The sequence below is a fragment of the Viridibacillus sp. d25.2 genome, from assembly GCF_055456015.2.
This window is the reverse complement of record NZ_CM196652.1, coordinates 864,542-884,663: the sequence shown is the minus strand read 5'-3', so window position 1 is coordinate 884,663 and position 20,122 is coordinate 864,542. Positions and strand designations below refer to the sequence as shown.

The 20,122-nt window shown below is 36.8% G+C and carries 19 protein-coding genes, 1 pseudogene and 1 other annotated feature; of the genes and pseudogenes, 12 read left to right on the top strand and 8 right to left on the bottom strand.

Going from position 1 to position 20,122, the window contains the following annotated elements:
- The first annotated feature begins 167 nt into the window (after window positions 1-167).
- Entirely contained in the window at window positions 168-686 is a 519-nt protein-coding gene (locus ACZLO7_RS04380) for an antibiotic biosynthesis monooxygenase family protein (RefSeq protein ID WP_464938776.1), read from the top strand.
- Between the two features lie 83 nt (window positions 687-769).
- Entirely contained in the window at window positions 770-1,939 is a 1,170-nt protein-coding gene (locus ACZLO7_RS04375; protein ID WP_464938775.1) for a M20 family metallopeptidase, read from the top strand.
- Window positions 1,940-1,979: 40 nt separating this feature from the next.
- Here the strand turns inward: ACZLO7_RS04375 and ACZLO7_RS04370 are convergent, their stop codons facing one another.
- Together ACZLO7_RS04370 and ACZLO7_RS04365 are read right to left on the bottom strand one after the other, a co-directional pair.
- Window positions 1,980-3,161 carry an ABC transporter permease gene (locus ACZLO7_RS04370; protein WP_464938774.1) on the bottom strand — a complete coding sequence of 394 codons (1,182 nt, stop codon included), beginning with the start codon at window positions 3,159-3,161 and terminating at the stop codon, window positions 1,980-1,982.
- On the bottom strand, window positions 3,154-3,894 hold the full coding sequence (locus ACZLO7_RS04365; RefSeq protein WP_038188991.1) for an ABC transporter ATP-binding protein: 741 nt from the start codon (window positions 3,892-3,894) through the stop codon (window positions 3,154-3,156). Before ACZLO7_RS04365 ends, ACZLO7_RS04370 begins: the two co-directional genes overlap by 8 nt.
- A gap of 103 nt (window positions 3,895-3,997) precedes the next feature.
- Between ACZLO7_RS04365 and ACZLO7_RS04360 the strand changes: the two genes are divergently transcribed.
- The 6 genes from ACZLO7_RS04360 to ACZLO7_RS04335 all read left to right on the top strand — a co-directional run bounded on the left by ACZLO7_RS04360 (window position 3,998) and on the right by ACZLO7_RS04335 (window position 7,269).
- Entirely contained in the window at window positions 3,998-4,423 is a 426-nt protein-coding gene (locus tag ACZLO7_RS04360; protein ID WP_464938773.1) for an HIT family protein, read from the top strand.
- Between the two features lie 150 nt (window positions 4,424-4,573).
- Window positions 4,574-5,101 (top strand): tryptophan transporter, encoded by a 528-nt coding sequence (locus ACZLO7_RS04355; RefSeq protein ID WP_464938772.1) that lies wholly within the window; start codon window positions 4,574-4,576, stop codon window positions 5,099-5,101.
- Window positions 5,102-5,282: 181 nt separating this feature from the next.
- Window positions 5,283-5,648 (top strand): YtxH domain-containing protein, encoded by a 366-nt coding sequence (locus ACZLO7_RS04350; RefSeq protein ID WP_464938771.1) that lies wholly within the window; start codon window positions 5,283-5,285, stop codon window positions 5,646-5,648.
- Between the two features lie 142 nt (window positions 5,649-5,790).
- The gene (locus ACZLO7_RS04345) at window positions 5,791-6,309 is read left to right on the top strand and encodes an HTH-type transcriptional regulator Hpr (protein ID WP_464938821.1); all 519 of its coding nucleotides are present in this window, start codon (window positions 5,791-5,793) and stop codon (window positions 6,307-6,309) included.
- A gap of 161 nt (window positions 6,310-6,470) precedes the next feature.
- Window positions 6,471-7,016: a DUF3267 domain-containing protein gene (locus ACZLO7_RS04340; protein WP_464938770.1), complete on the top strand. Its 546-nt coding sequence runs from the start codon at window positions 6,471-6,473 to the stop codon at window positions 7,014-7,016.
- Window positions 7,017-7,086: 70 nt separating this feature from the next.
- Window positions 7,087-7,269 (top strand): hypothetical protein, encoded by a 183-nt coding sequence (locus ACZLO7_RS04335; protein WP_427750451.1) that lies wholly within the window; start codon window positions 7,087-7,089, stop codon window positions 7,267-7,269.
- A 151-nt stretch (window positions 7,270-7,420) separates the two neighbouring features.
- Here the strand turns inward: ACZLO7_RS04335 and ACZLO7_RS04330 are convergent, their stop codons facing one another.
- A complete protein-coding gene (locus ACZLO7_RS04330; protein WP_511261382.1) occupies window positions 7,421-7,519 on the bottom strand; it encodes a YjcZ family sporulation protein in 99 nt (32 codons plus the stop codon).
- 151 nt (window positions 7,520-7,670) lie between these two features.
- Between ACZLO7_RS04330 and ACZLO7_RS04325 the strand changes: the two genes are divergently transcribed.
- Window positions 7,671-8,546 (top strand): peptidylprolyl isomerase, encoded by an 876-nt coding sequence (locus ACZLO7_RS04325; RefSeq protein WP_464938768.1) that lies wholly within the window; start codon window positions 7,671-7,673, stop codon window positions 8,544-8,546.
- Between the two features lie 517 nt (window positions 8,547-9,063).
- On the opposite strand, the gene yhaM is transcribed toward ACZLO7_RS04325, so the two are convergent.
- The 3 genes from yhaM to ACZLO7_RS04310 form a co-directional block, all read right to left on the bottom strand.
- Entirely contained in the window at window positions 9,064-10,002 is a 939-nt protein-coding gene (gene yhaM / locus ACZLO7_RS04320) for a 3'-5' exoribonuclease YhaM (protein WP_464938767.1), read from the bottom strand.
- On the bottom strand, window positions 9,999-12,899 hold the full coding sequence (locus ACZLO7_RS04315; protein ID WP_464938766.1) for an ATP-binding protein: 2,901 nt from the start codon (window positions 12,897-12,899) through the stop codon (window positions 9,999-10,001). The genes yhaM and ACZLO7_RS04315 overlap by 4 nt, the downstream gene beginning before the upstream one ends.
- Before the next feature lie 120 nt (window positions 12,900-13,019).
- The gene (locus ACZLO7_RS04310; RefSeq protein WP_464938765.1) at window positions 13,020-14,240 is read right to left on the bottom strand and encodes a metallophosphoesterase family protein; all 1,221 of its coding nucleotides are present in this window, start codon (window positions 14,238-14,240) and stop codon (window positions 13,020-13,022) included.
- Between the two features lie 369 nt (window positions 14,241-14,609).
- On the opposite strand from ACZLO7_RS04310, the gene ACZLO7_RS04305 reads away from it, so the two are divergent.
- Window positions 14,610-14,795 carry a YhzD family protein gene (locus ACZLO7_RS04305; RefSeq protein WP_464938764.1) on the top strand — a complete coding sequence of 62 codons (186 nt, stop codon included), beginning with the start codon at window positions 14,610-14,612 and terminating at the stop codon, window positions 14,793-14,795.
- A 42-nt stretch (window positions 14,796-14,837) separates the two neighbouring features.
- Here ACZLO7_RS04305 and ACZLO7_RS04300 read toward each other — a convergent pair whose 3' ends face one another.
- Window positions 14,838-15,620: an enoyl-CoA hydratase gene (locus ACZLO7_RS04300; protein ID WP_464938763.1), complete on the bottom strand. Its 783-nt coding sequence runs from the start codon at window positions 15,618-15,620 to the stop codon at window positions 14,838-14,840.
- Window positions 15,621-15,692: 72 nt separating this feature from the next.
- A pseudogene (locus ACZLO7_RS04295) lies at window positions 15,693-15,977 on the bottom strand (FAD-binding protein); the annotation flags it as partial.
- A 648-nt stretch (window positions 15,978-16,625) separates the two neighbouring features.
- Window positions 16,626-16,859, top strand: a binding site (T-box leader).
- An 80-nt stretch (window positions 16,860-16,939) separates the two neighbouring features.
- Here ACZLO7_RS04295 and ACZLO7_RS04290 point away from each other — a divergent pair.
- Window positions 16,940-18,097, top strand: a complete 1,158-nt coding sequence (locus ACZLO7_RS04290; RefSeq protein ID WP_464938762.1) for a pyridoxal-phosphate-dependent aminotransferase family protein — start codon at window positions 16,940-16,942, stop codon at window positions 18,095-18,097.
- A gap of 2 nt (window positions 18,098-18,099) precedes the next feature.
- Window positions 18,100-19,686: a phosphoglycerate dehydrogenase gene (serA, locus tag ACZLO7_RS04285; RefSeq protein WP_464938761.1), complete on the top strand. Its 1,587-nt coding sequence runs from the start codon at window positions 18,100-18,102 to the stop codon at window positions 19,684-19,686.
- The last annotated feature ends 436 nt before the right edge of the window (window positions 19,687-20,122 follow it).

Genomic DNA, 20,122 nt, shown 5'->3' with positions numbered 1-20,122 from the left:
GTACACGACAGTTATGTGACCCACATCCTATGACCTTAAGTGACCTCGAAGTACACTCGCTTGAAGCTTGAAACACTACGGAAAACGTACAGCTCAAGGCTAAAGCAACTTACTACCGAAACTGAAAATAGTCCAAGAACACTCAAACTGAACAGGAGGCGTTATTATTGAATATTTATTTAACATCTGGAACACCAGAATTTATGAAGAGCTTACGAAACAAATACCCAAATGAAAAAATGATTGTATTACATGGCTCAGGTAACTCTATGTTACTACATGAGACAGAGGGAAAATCAGTATTTCAAACCCCTCGAAGCTACGAAGTAATCGATTCAATTAATCAATTAGAAGATCAAGGTTTTTTTGTACTGAATCATCTTCCTATTTCTGATGAAGGTCGTCCACTATTTGAACATCGCTTTTTAAGTCGGTCTCATATAATTGAATCAGACCCTGGTCTCAAAGCATACCGCTTACTTAAACCACTAAATTCCGAAACTTATATTGCCTTAACTGAATGGACTGGTCCAAACTCATTTGAAGCTTGGAAAGCATCGAATGCCTATAAAGACGCTTTTGAAAATCGTGTTGCTTTTGAAGGTATTGAAAATCGTAATATTTTCACAAGTAAGGCATATGCAACAACCTATACCACTGCTAAAAATGAAGAAACTAAAGATTAATTACTAAAGTCGAGTCAGGCACTCGGCTTTTTTTGCTATAATAGAAGTTAAGCAAAAAACTATCTATGAGCGGGGTATAGCAAATGAAAATACAACTTTTTGATAAACTAGATGCTTCTTATAAAGATATGGTGCAAATTCGTCGCCATTTACATATGCATCCTGAAGTATCTTTTGAAGAGACTGAAACAGCTAAATATATACAAAAGTTTTACGATGAGCTCGGTGTAGTTTATGAAGCAAATGTTGGTGGTAACGGCGTTGTTGCACGCATTAAAGGCGGAAAAACTGGTAAAACAATTGCACTGCGAGCAGATTTTGATGCACTTCCTATTCAAGAATTAAACGATGTTCCCTATAAATCAACTGTCGCTGGTGTTATGCATGCTTGTGGTCATGATGGTCATACTGCCTCATTACTACAACTTGCAAAAGCACTTCATGAAATGCGCAATCAGCTAGCTGGTGAATATGTCATCATTCATCAACATGCTGAAGAAATAGCACCTGGTGGGGCAAAACCTATGGTGGAAGCGGGCTGCTTGGATGGTGTCGATGCTGTTTTTGGCACACATCTATGGTCACAAACACCGTTTGGCACTATTGAACATCGCTCAGGACCTATGATGGCTTCAGCAGATCGCTTCGAAATTTCTATACAAGGCCGCGGTGGACATGGTGCAATGCCACAAGATACGATTGATACAGTAACAATTGGTGCACAACTTGTTACAAATTTACAGCAAATCGTCTCTCGCAGAGTTGACCCTATTAAATCGGCTGTAGTAACAATTGGTTCCTTCCACGCTGGAGATACTTTTAATGTTATTGCGGGGGAAGCTAAAATGTCAGGTACTGTTCGTACATTTTTACCTGAAGTCCGTGATTTAGTGGAAGCTGAAATTGAACGTATTATTAAAGGTACTTGCCTTGCAGCTGATTGTGCCTACACGTTCGAATACATTAGGGGCTATCCAGCTGTTGTCAATCATGAGAAAGAGTCTGCTTTCCTTTTTGACATCGCGAAGGATATTCCTGGTGTTAATGAAGTACTTGAATGCGCTCCACTTATGGTTGGGGAAGATTTTTCTTACTATCTAGAAAAAGTACCTGGTGTATTCTTCTTTACAGGTGCAATGCCTGAAGGTACTGCATATGCTCATCATCATGCAAAATTCGATTTCCGTGAAGAAGCGATGTTAATTGCTGCTAAAACGTTAGGTGCAGCTGTACTGGATTATCAAAATCTATAACAAAAAATCCTGAGATATTTTTACTATCTCAGGATTTTCTTTATTTTGTCATTCTTAAAGTAAGCTCGCTAACGATTAACATAATAATTGGTCCTACATAAAATAATGGATTACCTATGCCACTAATTAACACGATAATCGCTTGCACAATACTTACTACACGAACAATTTTATGAACTGCTAGTTTACGATAAACCGCTGGTATTGGATATAACATATACATAGTGAAATCTGTTGAAGAAATTAATGCTTGCTTCAACTGAATTGTCGTTGCAAAGGCAAGCGCTGCTAAAAAGACTCCAACAGGAACAGGCATATTAATGAAAAAGGCACCTAGGGCAGCTATTGCCGTTAAACGTACCCATAAATAGAAATGGTCATCTGTACGGACGAAAGTACGGAACACCAAATAAGCTTGTGTGTTTTCCTTTTTAAACGGCACCATTTTATACAGCGCATCCAACCACTGTCGTCTTTTAATGCTACCGTGTATATGCGGCACGTCTGTAAAATAATTAGCAAAACGGTAAAGACGCAACATACGATTTTGCTCTAGTTTTACGAAATGCTCATATGGGAAGGGATGCATTGTCTTTTGTTTTATCCAAGTAAAACCATAATAGATTACTGGAATAGCAACGATAATCATCATCCATACGTTCATCAATAACACTGATGCTAGAACTATAATAGAAATGAATACTCGTAGGAGACGATCTCCCCATACTGCTTGTCCTCGATTAGCCCAACGAAATGCAAAATCGACTTGTACATTCCACCACTTCATCAACACCACAACTACAAATGTGAAGCCAATCGTTCCACTAGATACTTGTCCTATTTGTTTTAGCATAGGTAGAGCTACGATAAACGGTATAACAACGACAAGAATCTGTGACCAAAATGTCCAATTTAGAGCCTTTCTAAAATAAATCGGAAGCTTTGTCTCAAGTGGCAATAAGTATACTTGGTCAGGCTCGCGGATTAAAGTCGTAGGACTACTAAATGCTAAGAGAAAACCTATGACAATTGCAGTTACTAATATAGAAGGAAAATCAGTCGGATTTGTTTTTAACCACTCACTATATTGATAACCACCTGCACCGATGATGAATACAAGTACGATTGCCATATGCCCTGTAAAGACATACTTCATATACTTTTGCACTTCATTTATATAATGAAAGAAGCGTGTACGCCACACATCATGCAAGTTATTCATGATCTTGCTCCTTTGTCATTGCGATATATAAGTCGTCCAAAGTCGCACCTGGCATATTGAAAGCTTGGCGTAAGTCATTCATCGTCCCTTGCGCGCGAAGTCGGCCATTATGTAACAATAAAATACGGTCACAATGCTTTTCAGCCGTCGATAAAATATGTGTAGACATCAAAATAGATGCCCCGTCTTTTTTCTTTTCATCCATATGATCTAATAATGATTGAATACCTAGTGGATCTAGTCCTAAAAACGGCTCATCAATAATATATAATGATGGATTAACTAAGAATGCACACATAATCATTACTTTTTGACGCATCCCTTTTGAGAAATGCGACGGGAACCAGTTTAAGCGTTTTTCCATACGGAATTCTTTTAATAATGGTTCAGAGCGTTCTTTCAATGTCTGTTCATCTAACCCATATGCCATTGCAGTTAATTCTAAATGTTCCTTTAACGTTAACTCATCATATAGTACCGGCGTTTCTGGAATATATGAAAATGATGAACGATATTGATCCATATTTTCCTTTATTGTGATCCCGTTTAGAAGAATGTCCCCACTTTTTTGAGTCATTAATCCGATAATGTGTTTAATTGTTGTACTTTTCCCTGCCCCATTAAGCCCAATTAGCCCCACTAGTTCTCCAGGTTGAATGGTAAATGATAAATCATGAATAACAGGCTTTCTCGTATAACCACCTGTTACGGACTGCAATTCTAATACTGTCATCCCTCGTCACTCCTATTCTTCTTACAGTTTATCAAAATTTTCGCAAACTAGCAGTTATCAATATGGTAAAATGAAAAGCAAAATGATGAAAGGTGTGTTTTTTATGAGCGATTGTTTATTTTGTAAAATTATCGATGGTTCAATCCCTAGCAAGAAAATTTATGAAGACGAATTTGTCTACGCCTTTATGGATATCGGTCCCTTATCAAAAGGTCATACATTATTAATTCCAAAAGAGCATGTTGCTAACGTTTTTGAAATGTCTTCTGAAGTAGCTGCTAATCTATTTGCAATTGCACCAAAAATTGCTAACGCTATCAAAGATACTTTCAATCCAGCTGGCATGAACTTAGTAAATAATAATGGTGAAGCGGCTGGGCAAACTGTTTTCCACTTCCATTTACACTTCATACCAAGATATGATGAAACAGACGGATTTAAACCTACTTGGATCACAAAACAAGATGAATATACACCAGTAATTTTAGCAGATTTAGCAGAACAAATTATCGTAAATCTAAATAAATAGGAATAAATTTCTTATTATCACTATTATATAATAGTGTTGATTTTCAGATAACTTACCTGTAAAATCATGTGTAAGTTTCGCTTTCGATCACGAGGATACGGAAGGAAATAACAAAAGTTGAGCTCAGTGTAGCTATAGGAGAGATGAGAAATGAATACGAAGAATTTAGTTTTAATGGCACTTTTAGTTGGTGTAGGTGCGGCATTATATGTCGTGATTCCAGGAATTAATGGTGGTATGAAGCCAGACTTCATGCTAACGATGATGTTTATCGGCATCTTATTATTCCCTGGCATTAAGGAAGTTTTCTTACTTGCGATAACAACAGGCGTGATTTCAGGCTTATTTTCAACATTTCCAGCTGGTTTTGTACCAAACATTATCGACAAATTTGTAACAGCATTTATTTTCTATGCAGCAGTTGTATTATTACGAAAGTTTGCTCAGAAAATTGCAGTATCAGCTGTTCTTGCTGGTGTAGGTACGATTGTTTCAGGAAGTGTTTTCTTAGGTTCTGCCATACTGGTTGTTGGAGCGAAAATTCCATTTACAGCATTATTAATAACAGTTGTACTACCTGCTGTTGCCATTAACGTCGTAGCATTTATTATTATTTACCCCATCATCATTAATTTGGTTAAACGTTCGAAATTTAATACAGCTTTAACACATGCCTAAATATCAAAATGAATGATAATATAATCAGAAGGTCACTATCTACAGTTATAGATAATGACCTTCTTTTTAATAGCTACAAAGAATAAATAGTTTTTGTTTTACTTTCTTTTATTAATTATCATGTTTTATTATAGTAAAAGAAGGATATACATAGTTAAAAGTAGGAAGGAGAAACGATATTATGAAAACATCTACATTTTTATTTGGATTAACAACTGGAGCAATTGGTGGTATGGTAGCAGTCCTTTTATCTACACCGCAATCAGGCAAAGAATTTAGAGCATCATTACAAACTACTAAAGAGGACCTGCAGAATAGAATAGCAGATATTAAAGGGGCTATTGAAAACATAAAAAACGAAGCGCAACAAACTATCCCTAAGGTTATTGAAGAATCTAAAGAATCCTTTGCTACTTGGCAGGCTGAGGCAGCGCCTATTCAAGAGAATCTCCAACAAGAGATCGATTCTTTGCAAAACTCTGTTGAAGAAATTGAAAAGCATTTAGCAGATTTTCAAAATCGCAAAATAAAAAAAGATAATGCATAAAACCATCTGAAAAAAAGTATATTTTTCGAGAAAAATAATTAAACTAATAAAAAATATCTTTTTTGTACTATTTTATATTGGAAAACGATTGTTTATTATTTACAAATAATGTTATAATGTTAGAAAATTGCGAAAGTTGGTGATAGCTATGTCTGAAGACTTATATTCGGTTCGTGAAGCTATGCTTTACAGCCAAAGAATCGCCCAGCTATCGAAGGCCCTATGGAAAGCTGCTGAAAAAGATTGGCAAGCATGGATAAAACCATATGATTTAAATATCAATGAGCACCATGTATTATGGATTGCTTCTAATCTTGAAGGCGCATCGATTTCTGATATAGCAAAATTTGGTGTAATGCACGTATCAACCGCATTCAATTTCTCTAAAAATTTAGAGGAGCGTGGATTGCTTGCATTTTCTAAACGTAATGACGATAAGCGAAATACATATGTCGAGCTCACCGAAAAAGGTAAGTCATTACTCGTTGAATTAACAGAAAATTACAACCAATCTAAACACAGTGTTCTCGAAGGATCTCTTCCATTAAAGGAGATGTACGGTAAATTCCCTGAGTTATTAGACCTAATGGCTATTATTCGTAATATTTACGGTGATGATTTCATGGATATTTTCGAAGGGTCATTACGCAATATTGAATAATATTCGAAACGAGTTCAACCTGAGAATTGCTCCGATTGAGCAATTCTCAGGGATGAAAACGCTATCTTTTTTTTAATATAAAATGACTTGATTTTCCTTATGAAAAGCATTAATGTTAGGTTTCGAAGATTATCATATTTTGAAATTGGAGATGCTATACCTTGCATTGCTGGAAAACAATTAATGTACAGAAACAATACGGCCACGATCGTATTTTTTTATTGTCTACTATTATCGTCATTAGCGTATTTTCTGTTTTTTATATACTATTAAATATATTTAAAGAAGATCCGTTATCAGATCACTTATTCCCGCTCTTTTTAATTGTCTTTTTTATGATTTACCCTATTCATAAGGTGCTGCATTTTATGCCACTTTTTAATTATCGTAAAAGTTTGCGCTATTCTATTGAGAAACAATATGGTTTTTTACCTGTATTGTCGATGCGTATCCATGAGCCGATTTTAAAAAGTCGTTATATTTTTGCATTGCTTGTACCATTTGTTCTGCTTAACCTAGCTTTAGTAATTGGAGCAATTTTGTTCCCATCCTTTAGACATTACTTTTCGATTTTGTTGGCTTATCACTGCGGACTTTGCTTAATTGATCTATTGTATGTCAAACATCTTATTCATTCACCTAAAACGGCTCTAATTGAAGAAACAGATAAGGGTTTTGAAATTTTAGTTCCATCTTCTAACCAATGATGATTAACTTGTCATTTCTGTTCTTCTTTTGTTATGCTTGTGGTGTAGATAGAGAGGAGGAAAAGACTTGATGATTGCTATTGTCGTCCTATTCTCGGTGTTTTATTTATTTCAAATCAACCGGATGACGTATGCTCTTTGTGTGCAAAAAGAAATTCCTGAAGAGAAACAACCAAAAATATATCGAACAATAAATGTGTTGATTACCATTTTGTTAATCTCCTTTTACTTGGAGATTCTGTTTACCGTGTAAGCAACATTCATTTTTAGCATCGAAAACAGCTTGTTGGATAAGATCTATCGATATTAAGTTAGTTCATCCATCCTCAAATTAGTGAAATGAAATTTATAAATAAAAAAGTCCATTCGCATTACTGCAAATGGACTTTCTTATGCCCTAAAACTTAGCACATAAATGCCGTGCCTACAATAATTAACAAAATAAAGAGCACGACAATTAAAGCGAAGCCTGAACCGTTAGAGTATCCTCCACCATTACTCATAACCTGCACCCCCTTCTAATTGCTATTTTATGCAAGGGTGTTTTTCTGTTTTAGGCTAATGAATATGGAACCTTTTTCTTTTTTTATCGTTTTGTGTTATAGTTACAAATACATTAGTTATAAGTGACTAAAGTTGGGAGAGATTTTAAAGATGAAGAAAACCGTATTATCACTTACACTAGCAGCATCTGTTCTTGCTCTTGCTGCATGTGGAAATAATTCAAGTGACGAAGTAGTAGCAGAATCAAAAGCTGGAAATATCACAAAAGAACAACTGTACCAAGAAATGAAGAGCTCGGCTGGTACACAAACGCTTCAAACATTAGTTATCAAAAGTGTTTTAGAAGATAAATACAAAATAACTGATAAAGAAGTAGACGCAGAGTTCAAAAAACAAAAAGAAGCAATGGGTGAAAGCTACGAACAAACTCTAGCTGCTCAAAACTTAACTGAAAAAGAATTTAAAGAAAATTACGTCCGTATTCTTTTATTACAAGAAAAAGCTATGGATATTTCTGAAAAAGAAATCGAAGCTTTCTACGAACGTATGAAAACAGAAGTGAAAGCAAGCCATATCTTAGTTGCTGATGAAGCAACAGCAAAAGAAGTAAAATCTAAACTTGATAAAGGTGAAGGTTTCGCTAAACTTGCTAAAAAATATTCTACAGATCCAGGTTCTAAAGAAGCTGGCGGTGAATTAGGATGGTTCGGCCCAGATAAAATGGTTGCTGAATTTACAGACGCTTCATATGCTCTTAAAAAAGGTGAAATTAGCGAGCCAGTTAAAACTAGTCACGGCTATCACATCATCAAATTAGAGGACAAGCGTGATGTTAAAGACCTTCCTTCATTAGAAGCTAGCAAAAATGAAATTAAACAAAAAATTGCTGCTACTGAAGCGGCTCAAAATAAATTCCTTGAAACAACTACTAAGTTAATCAAAGAAGCTGACGTGAAGATTAAAGACAAAGATCTTAAAGACGCACTAAGCCAATTTTTAAATGAAGATAAGGCTACTGGAAAATAACTAGCCTCATAAAAGTACTTGATCCATTCCGATGGGTCAGGTATTTTTTATTTATACGGGCCTCTGTCCTCTTAACATTTTGATTTATAGCATGTTATAGAGTAACAAGTTAGAACGGAGGTGATTCCTTTGACACGTCACAACCACCATCACTGCCACGGTTTCGGCCACGGTCATCACCATGGTCATGGTCACTGTCACGGCCAAGTAAAGCCGGTCGTCTGCCCTACACAATATCAGTTCAATGATTGCTTTGTTGAGAGAGAAGTTCCAGTTATTCACCCTGTAGTTACAGTAAACAGAAAACACATTGTTGATGTTCCACGTCATTATTACACACATGCAACTGAAAACGTAGTAGTTGACCCAGGCGACCCAGGCAGAAACAAAATGTTTTGTCATCCGCATAAACCGTGCCACAAACCATTCCATGGTTTGTTCCGTAACTACTAAAATCTCCCATTAGTAAACAAAAAGGACCTTTCAGTTTGTCTGAAAGATCCTTTTCTTTATTCTGTTAGTCAATTGTTGGGTTATAAAATGAGCGATTATCTAAAGGGAATAATCTTTCTGTGAATTCACCTGGTGCAGTTTTGCTTAATGCACGTTTTAGCATATTCATTTTGGCATCGATATTATCGATGTAGTGAAGCATTTCTGCTTCTTGCAACATTGGCTTTTTAGGACTTCCCCATTCTTCTTTACCATGGTGAGATAACACCATATGTTGCAATAACATGACTTCTTCACCTTCAATTTGAAGTGTATCTGCAGCTTTCGCAATTTCTGTCACCATAATCGAGATGTGCCCTAGCATATTACCTGTGACAGTATATGATGTTGCAACTGGTCCTGATAACTCAACTACTTTGCCGATATCATGTAAAATAATTCCTGCATATAGTAAATCCTTATTTAGAGTCGGATATAAATCAGCTATTGCTCGACCTAATTTTAACATCGATACAACGTGATCTATTAAACCAGATGCATAATCATGGTGATTTTTTGTCGCTGCGGGGAATGTCATAACCGCATCTTGGTTTTCTTTTAATATATGTCTAGTAATACGTGATATTTGTGGATTTTTTATTTCGAAGAAGAATTGCATCAATTGCTCAAACAATTCCTCTTTCGGTGTTTCAGCAGATGGTACTAAATCCACTACAGAAACTCCCTCATCATTCGTTACTGGACGAATTGCTTTTATACGCAGTTGAGCTTTACCACGATAATCATGGATTTCTCCACCGACACGTACAATACCCTCAGATTGATATAGTTTTTCATGCTCTTCGCCTGTATCCCATAATTTTGCTTCAATACTACCACTCTGGTCTTGTAAAATAAGCGTCATAAATGGCTTCCCCATTGTTGTAACACCTTTTGTAGCTTGCTTAATTAATAGATAATGATCGACTGGCTCTCCGACTTGAAGTGATGCTATACCATTCATATGGAAGTCAATCTCCTTTCACTTTTTAAATTTGAAACATGAATGACGAATGATTTTGTCCATTGATCAATCATATTTTCATGGCATGTAAAATAGAGTACCTGGTGTTTCATTTGAATACTATCAACTAATTGTACCATGTTCCCAATGCGCAAACGATCAAAATGGACAAAAGGATCATCCATAATAATCGGAAATGGTGCAGATTGTTGTAATGAATCCGCCAATGCAAATCGTAATGCTACATAGGCTTGCTCCTTAGTTGCTTGGCTTAGTTCAGCTATTGTATAGCGCATACCATCTTCAGCAACTGCTTCGAAAATACTTTCTGAGTTAATCTCTAAAGCCTCATATCGTCCACCTGTTAACTGTTTAAAATATCGTTCTGCATCTCGCAAAACTGCTGGCAGCCTTTTTTCTTTTAAGTTTCGCATTGTTTCTTGTATTGCAGTTGAGATTGCTTGATTAATAGCCCATTCACGCGCTTGCTCTGCTAGAGCTGCTTTTTGCTCTTCAAACCTTTGAATCTGAATACCATATTTCTCGTCTTTCAATAACCCTGTTGTTTTGGCTTGTAAATCAGCTTGTTCAGCGAGTAAATTATCTTTCTTTTCTTTTAAAGATAGCAGTGTAGCTGATATGTGCTCAAGAAGATTTTGAGACTCTGTATCATTTAATTGAATGTTAACAGCGGACTCATCAAACATTGCCAATTGTTCTTCTACTTGTTTTAATGAAAGGCAATTGTCCTTATAAAGCTGAAATTGTTCTGCAGCCTTATAGAAATCCTCTGCCGTTTCAACATCAGCTTCTTCAAATAAACTTAAAATTTCAGTTGTATAAGATTTATGCAAATTTGTCTTCTCATCAATAATACTTTCTAGTTGTTGTAGTTTTTCTTTAGCAGTTACTACAAACTGTTGTTGCTCAGTCATTTTGAAAAAGACAGCTTGAATGGTAGCGGATAAGTTTTCTCTCGTACAAATCATTTCACAAGCTTCTGAGGCATCCCTTATACGCCCATCTAGTTGAGCAGAAAGACTTTCTAATTGATATTCTTTCATCATTATACTTGTACTTTTTTGCTGAAGCTCACGTACTTGTCTAAATAACTCTGTTAAAAGTTCCGGCTGTAATGATCCGCTTATGTGAAACCGTTTCAAAAATAATTGAAGTTGCTCTTCACTTTGTTCGATAAATATATTAAATTTAGACACGGCTTGCTTTGCCTCTTTCAATTGCGCTTGCTTATCATCAAACTGTTCTTGTAACAGAGTAATACGATCTTCAAATTGGCGAATTTTCGTTAAAAGTTGTTCCATATCAGATTGCTGGGATTCAAAATCATGAATCTCGCGCATGAGAGCTTCTTTATCTATTGGGTTGTCTTCCTTTGGAACTGTACCATTATCTAAAATAAACCATAGTGCAACAGCTATAATAATGCCTATTGCACTCACAAGCCAATTAGATTGACTAATGCCAATTAGAATAGCTAATACTGCAATCGCTATACTGAAGAGTTTTACTGACTTTGCGCTTTTAGCTGGTTTTACACCTTGATTTAAAGTTGCCTTCGCTTCAGCTGCTCTTAGTATTTTTGCTGACCAATTGGCTGCTCGTTCTATCTCGTAGTCAGATGGTTGCTGTTCAAAAACGGTATCTAGTTTTTGTTCAACTGCAACTGACTCCTGTTGAAGTTGGTCCACAGTACGCTGACTAAATCGGTATTGCTCTTCATTTTCTTCCAATTGCTTTACTAATTGACGAAAATAATCTTCCTGTTCAAGGGAAACTTCCGTTTGCTCTAAAGCTTGTTGTTGTTCATAATCCGTAATGCCCAATAAACGGTATTGAGCCATTTTTTCTTGTTGCAGTATTTCTATATCATTTTCAATACTTTTCACTTTAGAGAGCCACTCGCGCCATTCACTATCTTGGTCACTGAGGTTCTTTAGTCGTTGATATCGTTCATCATTAAAATCTGCTTGGAGCTGTTTTTGGAGTACTTCTTTTTCTTGCTGAACTTGGTTTAACATTGCTTGTACTTCAAGTTTTTTGTCTTTGTACAGTTCATAACGATGCATTCCGTTTGTCGGAAATCCTCTCTGTAAAATAGAGTTGAGCCCTTGCTCTATCTGCTCTTTCTTTTGTAATAGAGGATAGAGTTGACGGAAAATATGTAACTTCTGCTGCTCTTGCAATTGCATAGATTCAGCTGATTTAATGTCATCTAATTCTGCTGTAATTTGCTGTAACCTCAAAATAGTAGGCTCATATTCCTCAAGTTTTTTACGCTCTTCTTTTAGAATTTGATCACTTTCACGAAGTTCCTCAATTTGTCTATTTATTGTTGGGTTTTTACCTGATTTCTTAAAGAGCTCTCCAATCTTTCTTTCAAGTTCCTTTTCCAATTTAGTTAGCTGGTCAACGCCTGTTGTACCTGAAGCTAATAATACTTTACTCAGTTCGTCTTCAGACATACGCCCTAGCTGTTGTAATTGATGGACAGAAAAAGAAAAAATGGCTTCAAAACCTTCGCGATTATAGCCGTGAACTATTTTCTCTAACGCCTCTTCATGCCCTCTTGTACCATCTTCAAAATAAACCGTAACATCACCTATTGCTTTCCCCTTTACTCGTTCAATAACACAGTCTCCAAATTCATCGTCTATTATATGCACTTGGCCCCCATATTTACCTCCTGATTTCGGTTCGTAGCGGAGCTGTTGCGCATTCTTCTGAGGAAAACCAAATAATATATGGAGTATAAATTGCTGAATCGTCGTTTTCCCTGCTTCATTATGCCCATAGAGTACATTGATGCCATTTTTCAAATTAATTGTGACATTCTCATGTTGGCCAAATCCAAAGATAACCAGTTTGTGGATATACATATTGTTCACTCCCTTCTTTTACTTCAAAGATCAATTATGCCTCGGCATAATTGTGTCCGGAATCGGCTTTTTACTTGCACAAAGAACTCCTTTCCGATTCCGTGACATCCGCCGGAGGCTTTAACTTCTTGAAACTAAGTTTTTAAATAAGTCCTTTGTTTGTACTGAAATTTGCTCCAAATCTACTTCAGATAGCGGCTCTAAATAACGTCCTCCCCTAGGATGCTGGTAAAGGTCTTTTAGTTTTTCTTTCCATTGCATATCGTCCCAACTGTCAATAACATGAAGTACTGCCTCTGTTGCTACAGTAGGATCATACTCCGTAAAATCTTGCCAATTGACGTGAACAGACTGCACCCAGATAGTGGGTGATTTCAATTCTTCTCTCTCGCGTATCAATTCAAGCCATTCTTCTATAGTAGTATCTTCAAATAACATTTTAGCGCTAGGTTCTATTTGCTCAAGTTTTAGTTCAACAACGCCCGCGCCAGATATATCTCGAAATTGTTGTAACGTACTTTCGCATGCTTGTAAAATTTCATTGGCGTGAATGAGGCCATCACAATTAACTTCGAGCTGCTCATAAACAATTACTGATGTCGGTATAAAGTCTAGGTTAGCGCAATGCTGGTCCATTTCTACATCATAAAACCCTTTTATCCCACGCTCTTTGCGATGGCGACTTTGAATATTACCTGAATAAACAATAGGTGGGTACTCATTTACTATTTGACGTAAGTGGATGTGACCAAGCGCCCAATAATTATATTGTTTTGAAAGTAAAGCTTCTTTTGTAAATGGTGCATAGACATCATGCGTTGTATTACCCATTAAACTACCATGAAGCATACCAATGTGAAGTGCATTCTTATTATTTGTAGCAACTGGATATGTATTAATCATGGGCTCTGTCACATGCCGATCAGGATAACTAAAACCATATATATGAACAGTAGTCTCACGGATTTGCAATGTCACTTGCTTCGTTTCTTTTGGTAGTACATGGACATTAGGAGGCAATTCAAAACGTGTCCACTTTCCATTTAGATGATCATGATTTCCATAACTTAAGATGACTGGAATACCTTTGGCATACAATTGTTCCATCCCTTTTTGGAAATGAGCTTGTGCACGTAAACTACGCTCTTCTCCATCATATATATCACCCACAATTACAATAAAATCTGGCCGTTCTTTTACTGCATATTGGATTAAGCGATCATACGCAGCAAATGTACTATTACGAAGCTCCTGTAAACGCTCCTTTGGGAGTGCAGACATCCCTTTAAATGGGCTATCTAAATGTAAGTCAGCAGTATGAAAAAATCGAATGGTTGACATGATTTCCTCCTATAACGGATACGAATATTTGTTCTTATTTTATCATAAAATTCCAGTAGTTTAAAGATAAATCAGGTTTTCCGAAGCTTACCGCTCGCTTTCCGCTGGCGAGAGCCGAGCCGCTTCGTCGCTACGCTCCTGCAGGGTCTCATCTGTCTCGCTATTCCAGCAGGAGTCGAGCGGACGCCTCTCCAAACCAATAAAATGCTACCTTCTACTTTTCTATTTACTCATTCATTTTAATAGATGTTAGACTAGCATAATCTAGCTTAACTAATAGACTACTATCATAATCTCATTGATGAGTTGTATGTTTTTTCTGACTTTTCTAGTATAATGAATACACATTCATAAAAAAGGGTGATGACTATGAAGGCATACCGATTTACGGCATTCGAAAAATCAGGGAAAACACTTTTTGACGAAGCATGGGAATTTGCAGACGATGAAACTGCTAAAAATCAAGGGCAACAACAAATTGAAGAAAAAGGGTTGGCAGACCAAACATATCGCTTAGTAAATTCTGCTGGCAAATTAATTTTGTTCCATTCATAATGAAAATGCCTTTCACAAAGTTACATTGTGAAAGGCATTTTTTTACTGTCCGTTGAAAACGGGTGTACGCTTCTGTACGAATGCTTGAATACCTTCTAAATGATCTACTGTTTTGCGCATTTTAGATTGCGCAACTGCTTCCATTTTGAGAACATTCGATAGCTCTGCACATTTTTGCGTATGCAATATCTCCTTTGATGCAATCATTGCAGCAACTGGTGATTGTAATAATTTTTTTGCTAATAAATCTGCCTGTTCGGAAGCCTTCCCATCAGGTACTACTTCATCCACCAAGCCTAGTTTTTTTGCTTCAGAACCCGTTAATACGTCACCTGACCAAATCATCTGTTTTGCAAGAGGCGTACCTAAACGCTCCTTCATGAAGAAATGCCCTGCTCCATCTGGTATTAGACCAATTCCAATGAAATTCATCGCAAGTTTACTATTTTCTTCTGCAATAATAATGTCACTAGCTAGCGTTAAACTAAAGCCTAATCCTGCAGATGCTCCATGAACTGCTGTAATTGTTATCATCGGTAACATATACATTGCTTTCACGAAGCGAGTAATATCAATCATAACTTCGTCAATATCCATTGGACTTTCTTCATGAAGCATCGCTTTAATATCTCCACCAGCTGAAAATACTTTCCCTTCCCCTTTAATAATGAGTACTTGTATAACCCCATCATCATTTAATGCTTCAAAGCAATCGGCTAATTCTCTCATCATTACTTCATTCATCGAGTTCATCGCAGCCGGTCTGTTTAAAGTCAACGTCGCCAGTCTACCACTTTTCTCTAATTTTAATGTTTCAAATGTCATTAAAAACACCCCTTTGTTTAAAAATGAACAGTTATTCATATAGTAATATTCTCTACTTTCTCCAGAACCCCTTTATTTTTTTGAAAAATTATTATTCTTTATATCTTTTAAAACACCACGCCCTGCCTGCCTACCGCTAAATAAAACCCCTCCTAAAAACGTTCCTTCCAATGCTCTATAACCATGAACTCCTCCGCCACCAAATCCAGCAAACTCTCGAGCAGCATACAAACCTTTAATCGTCTACATAGATTCATCTAATACTCGGCCATCTAAATTTGTCTGTAAACCTCCTAAAGTTTTGCGGGTCAATATATTTAATCGAACTGCAATCAATGACCCTTTGCTTGCATCTAAGTTTATGCGGTATTCCTTTTGAATGATTTCCCCATTGTTCTTCTAATAGAATCTTATCGTCCCACACAATTATTCCTAATGTCTTTGCTATAGGATACATTAACTTCCCCCCTAAATTCTCTATATTCTCTAAAACAACTTTCTAATCTTCATTCTATACGAATAGAGAAATGACATTCATTTGTAAGTATTTTTATCAATTTGCTGATTTTAACCCATTTTATAACTTTATTTATTCCCTATACTTAATGTTATTTCCGAACGATAGACTGTTTAAACGAAAAAATATCAAACTATTATTTTTTATTTACTTACAATAATTTGATATAATAGACCATTTTATAAAAGCGTTTCACTTCATCGTACTAATGTTAGAAAGCTTCTGGAATATACACTTTCCATTCATATATTATAAAAGATGGACACCATATTAAAAGTCATATTTTTTGATAATTAGTTCTTAAAACACGAAAATACACTAAAAACTGTCCTCCTCATTAACACGAATTATAATTATGTTTTTTGATATATTCGTTCGGTTTTATGTTAATTTAGAGCTCATTTAAACCTCATTTATATAATTTTTTCAAATCATTGTTGACATTACCCGAATATAGCATTAATATTGATTTAAATTTAAAACACAGCAAAAATATGATGACGGAGACATGCTTCCCGAATTTGAAATCTTTAGAGAGCTAATGGTTGGTGAAAATTAGCGGTTTCAGCGGCAAGTTCCACTCCCGAATAGATAGGTTGAACATTCCAAAGTATGCCTATACGGATCATGCACGTTACGCATATAGCAAAGACTGTCCAATATATACGGACAGTAATTCAAGGGTGGTACCGCGACTGTTAATTTAGCCTTTCGCCCCTTACATAATCTTATGTAAGGGACGGAAGGCTTTTTATATTTTCAAATACTTTAATTGTTTTTCAAATAAGAGAGGAGATTTAACATGTTACAAGATTATCAATTATTAAGAATTCCAGGTCCAACTCCAATTCCACCAAGCGTAGAGCGCGCTATGGCACAGCCAATGATTGGCCACCGAGGTTCAGAAACTTCTAAAATGATCCAAAACATTAAACCTGGCTTGAAAAAAGTATTCGGTACAGAACAAGATGTTCTTATGATTACGGGTAGCGGTACATCAGGTTTAGAAGCTGCTATCGTTAATGTTGTAAAACCTGGCGATAAAGTGTTAGTTGTAGCAACTGGTGTATTCGGTCAACGTTTCACGAAAATTTGCCAAGCGTATCAAATTGACGTTGAAGAATTTGACGTTGAATGGGGTACATCGTTAAATCCAACAGAGGTAAAAGACTACTTAAAAGAACACCAAGACATTACGGCTGTATTCTCTACTTATTGCGAAACTTCAACTGGAGTTATTAACCCAATTGGTGAACTAGCAAAAGCAGTTCATGAAGTATCTGAAGCACTAGTAATCGTTGATGGTGTATCTTGCATGGGCGGTATTGAAACAAAAATGGACGAGTGGGGCATCGATGTTCTTGTAACTGGTTCTCAAAAAGCATTCATGCTTCCTGCAGGCTTAAACTTTATCGGTGTGAGCGATCGCGCTTGGAAAGTCATCGAAGCTAATCCTAAAAAGGGCTTCTACTTAGACTTAACAAAATACCGTGACAACTTAGAAAAAGATACGACACCATTTACACCTGCTTTATCTTTACTGTTTGGTCTTGAACAAGTACTAAAAAACCTTGAAGCTGAAGGACTTGAAGAAGTATACAAACGCCACGCTTTAATGCGTGATATGACACGAGCAGCATTTAAAGCACTAGATATTCCATTGTTTACAACAGATGCTGATGGTTCTCCAACAGTAACAGCTGTTAAACCAGTTGATTTTGATGTTGAAGCATTCCGTAAATTACTAAAAACTGATTTCAATCTATCTGTTGCAGGTGGTCAACAGCACTTAAAAGGTCAGATCTTCCGTGTTGGTCATATGGGCTACTGCGCACCAACTGACGTGTTACAAACATTAGCAGCAATCGAAATTGCGCTTGTTAAAATCGGCAAGGAAATTGAGCTTGGTAAAGGTATAGCTGCAGCACAAAAAGTTTATCTTGAAGGAGCGAACAACTAATCATGGCTATTAACATTTTAATCAGTGATCCACTAAGCGAAGATGGTATCTACCCTCTTCGCCAAGAAAAAAATTTAGATTTAAATATTGTTATTGATACAGGCTTATCTCCAGATGAATTAAAAGCTAAAATCAAAGACTTCGATGTCTTATTAGTTCGTAGCCAAACAAAGGTTACCCGTGACATTATTGAAGCTGCAGATAATTTAAAATTAATTGGTCGTGCTGGTGTTGGTGTTGATAACATCGACCTTGAAGCTGCTACTGAAAAAGGAATTATCGTAGTAAATGCACCAGACGGTAATACAAACTCTGCTGCTGAACATACGACTGCAATGATTATGGCCCTTGCTCGTCATATTCCACACGCACATATGTCATTACAAGAAGGTCGTTGGGATCGTAAAAAATTCGTAGGTGTTGAATTAAAAAATAAAACATTAGGTGTTATCGGTTTTGGACGTATTGGTCAAGAAGTGGCACATCGTGCAAAAGGTAACCGCATGGATGTTATTGCATATGATCCGTTCCTAACTGCTGAAAAAGCTGAAAAACTAGGCGTAGACTTCGGATCAGTTGAAGATGTAGTTAAAGTAGCTGACTTTATCACAGTTCATACACCTCTATTAAAAGAAACAAAGCATATGATCAACAAAGAAATCTTCGCATTAATGAAAGACGGCGTTCGTATCATCAACTGTGCTCGTGGTGGAATCATTGATGAAGAAGCACTTTATGATGCAATCGTTGCAGGTAAAGTAGCTGGTGCTGCTCTTGACGTAATGGAGGAGGAACCTTTTGTAGGAAACCGTCTGTTAGAATTACCGCAAGTCATTGCAACACCACACTTAGGCGCTTCTACTATTGAAGCACAAGAATCAGTTGCTGTTGACGTAAGTCATGACATCCTTAGCTACTTCAATATTGGTACTGTTCGTAACCCAGTAAACATGCCTTCTATTCCAAAAGACATTATCGCGAAAATCGAGCCATTCTTCGATCTTGGCGAAAAATTAGGTGCTTTCGTTTCTCGTTTATCTGATGCAGCAGTTGAAGAAATCAACCTTTACTTTGCTGGAGAACTAGCTAACTTTGACGTTCGTCCATTAACAAATAACACTGTTAAAGGATTATTAAAACGTAATTTAGGTAACCACGTAAACAACGTAAATGCACGTTACTTAGCTGAACGTAACACAATTAAAATTAACGAACATAAAACTACTACAGCAAAAGGTTTCTTAAACTCAATCACTGTTGAATTAGTTACTGCGACTGGAACTCATAAAGTAACAGGTACTCTATTAAACGGCCTAGGTGCTCGTATCGTAAAAGTAGATGATTATGTAATCGATGTTGTACCAGAAGGCCACTTATTATTTATCAAACATACTGATAAACCAGGTGCAATTGGTCGTGTTGGTACTCTATTAGCAGAAAAAGGTATTAACATCGCAACAATGCAAGTTGGTCGTTCAAACCAAGGTGGAGATGCCATCATGATGTTATCAGTAGATAACCACATCGAAAACGTCGACTTCCTAAAAGCACAAGACAACATCTTTGACGCGAAAACTATTGATTTATAATAAATGCTGAAGCGGCCACTCTAGCCCCGACAAGCACTGGAAGGCTCGAATCAAAGGCTCTTTTTGCCTTTGACCGAGAGACTGAAGTGACCTCGAGGGGCTGGCCGCTGAAGCTGGATATCTCTCTTAATGCTGAACACGCCCGTATAGCTGCGACTGCCACTGGAGGGCTCGAATCAAAAGCATCATTCCAGCTTTTGTCCGAGAGACCGAAGTGACCAAAGCAGCTGGCGTGTGAAGCTGAATATGCTGATTAAGGAAGGCAACCTAAATGCGCGACAATCGTGTCGCAACGGTTGCATGACCAACATCCTGTTGGCCCATGGCGCTCGTTTAAAGGAACACAGTCTAAGAACGCCACGTCCTGTGGCAACGACTGCGTGACCCGCATCTTGCGGGCCTCAGGAGCGTTAGCGACGAGGAGGCTCAAGGTTCG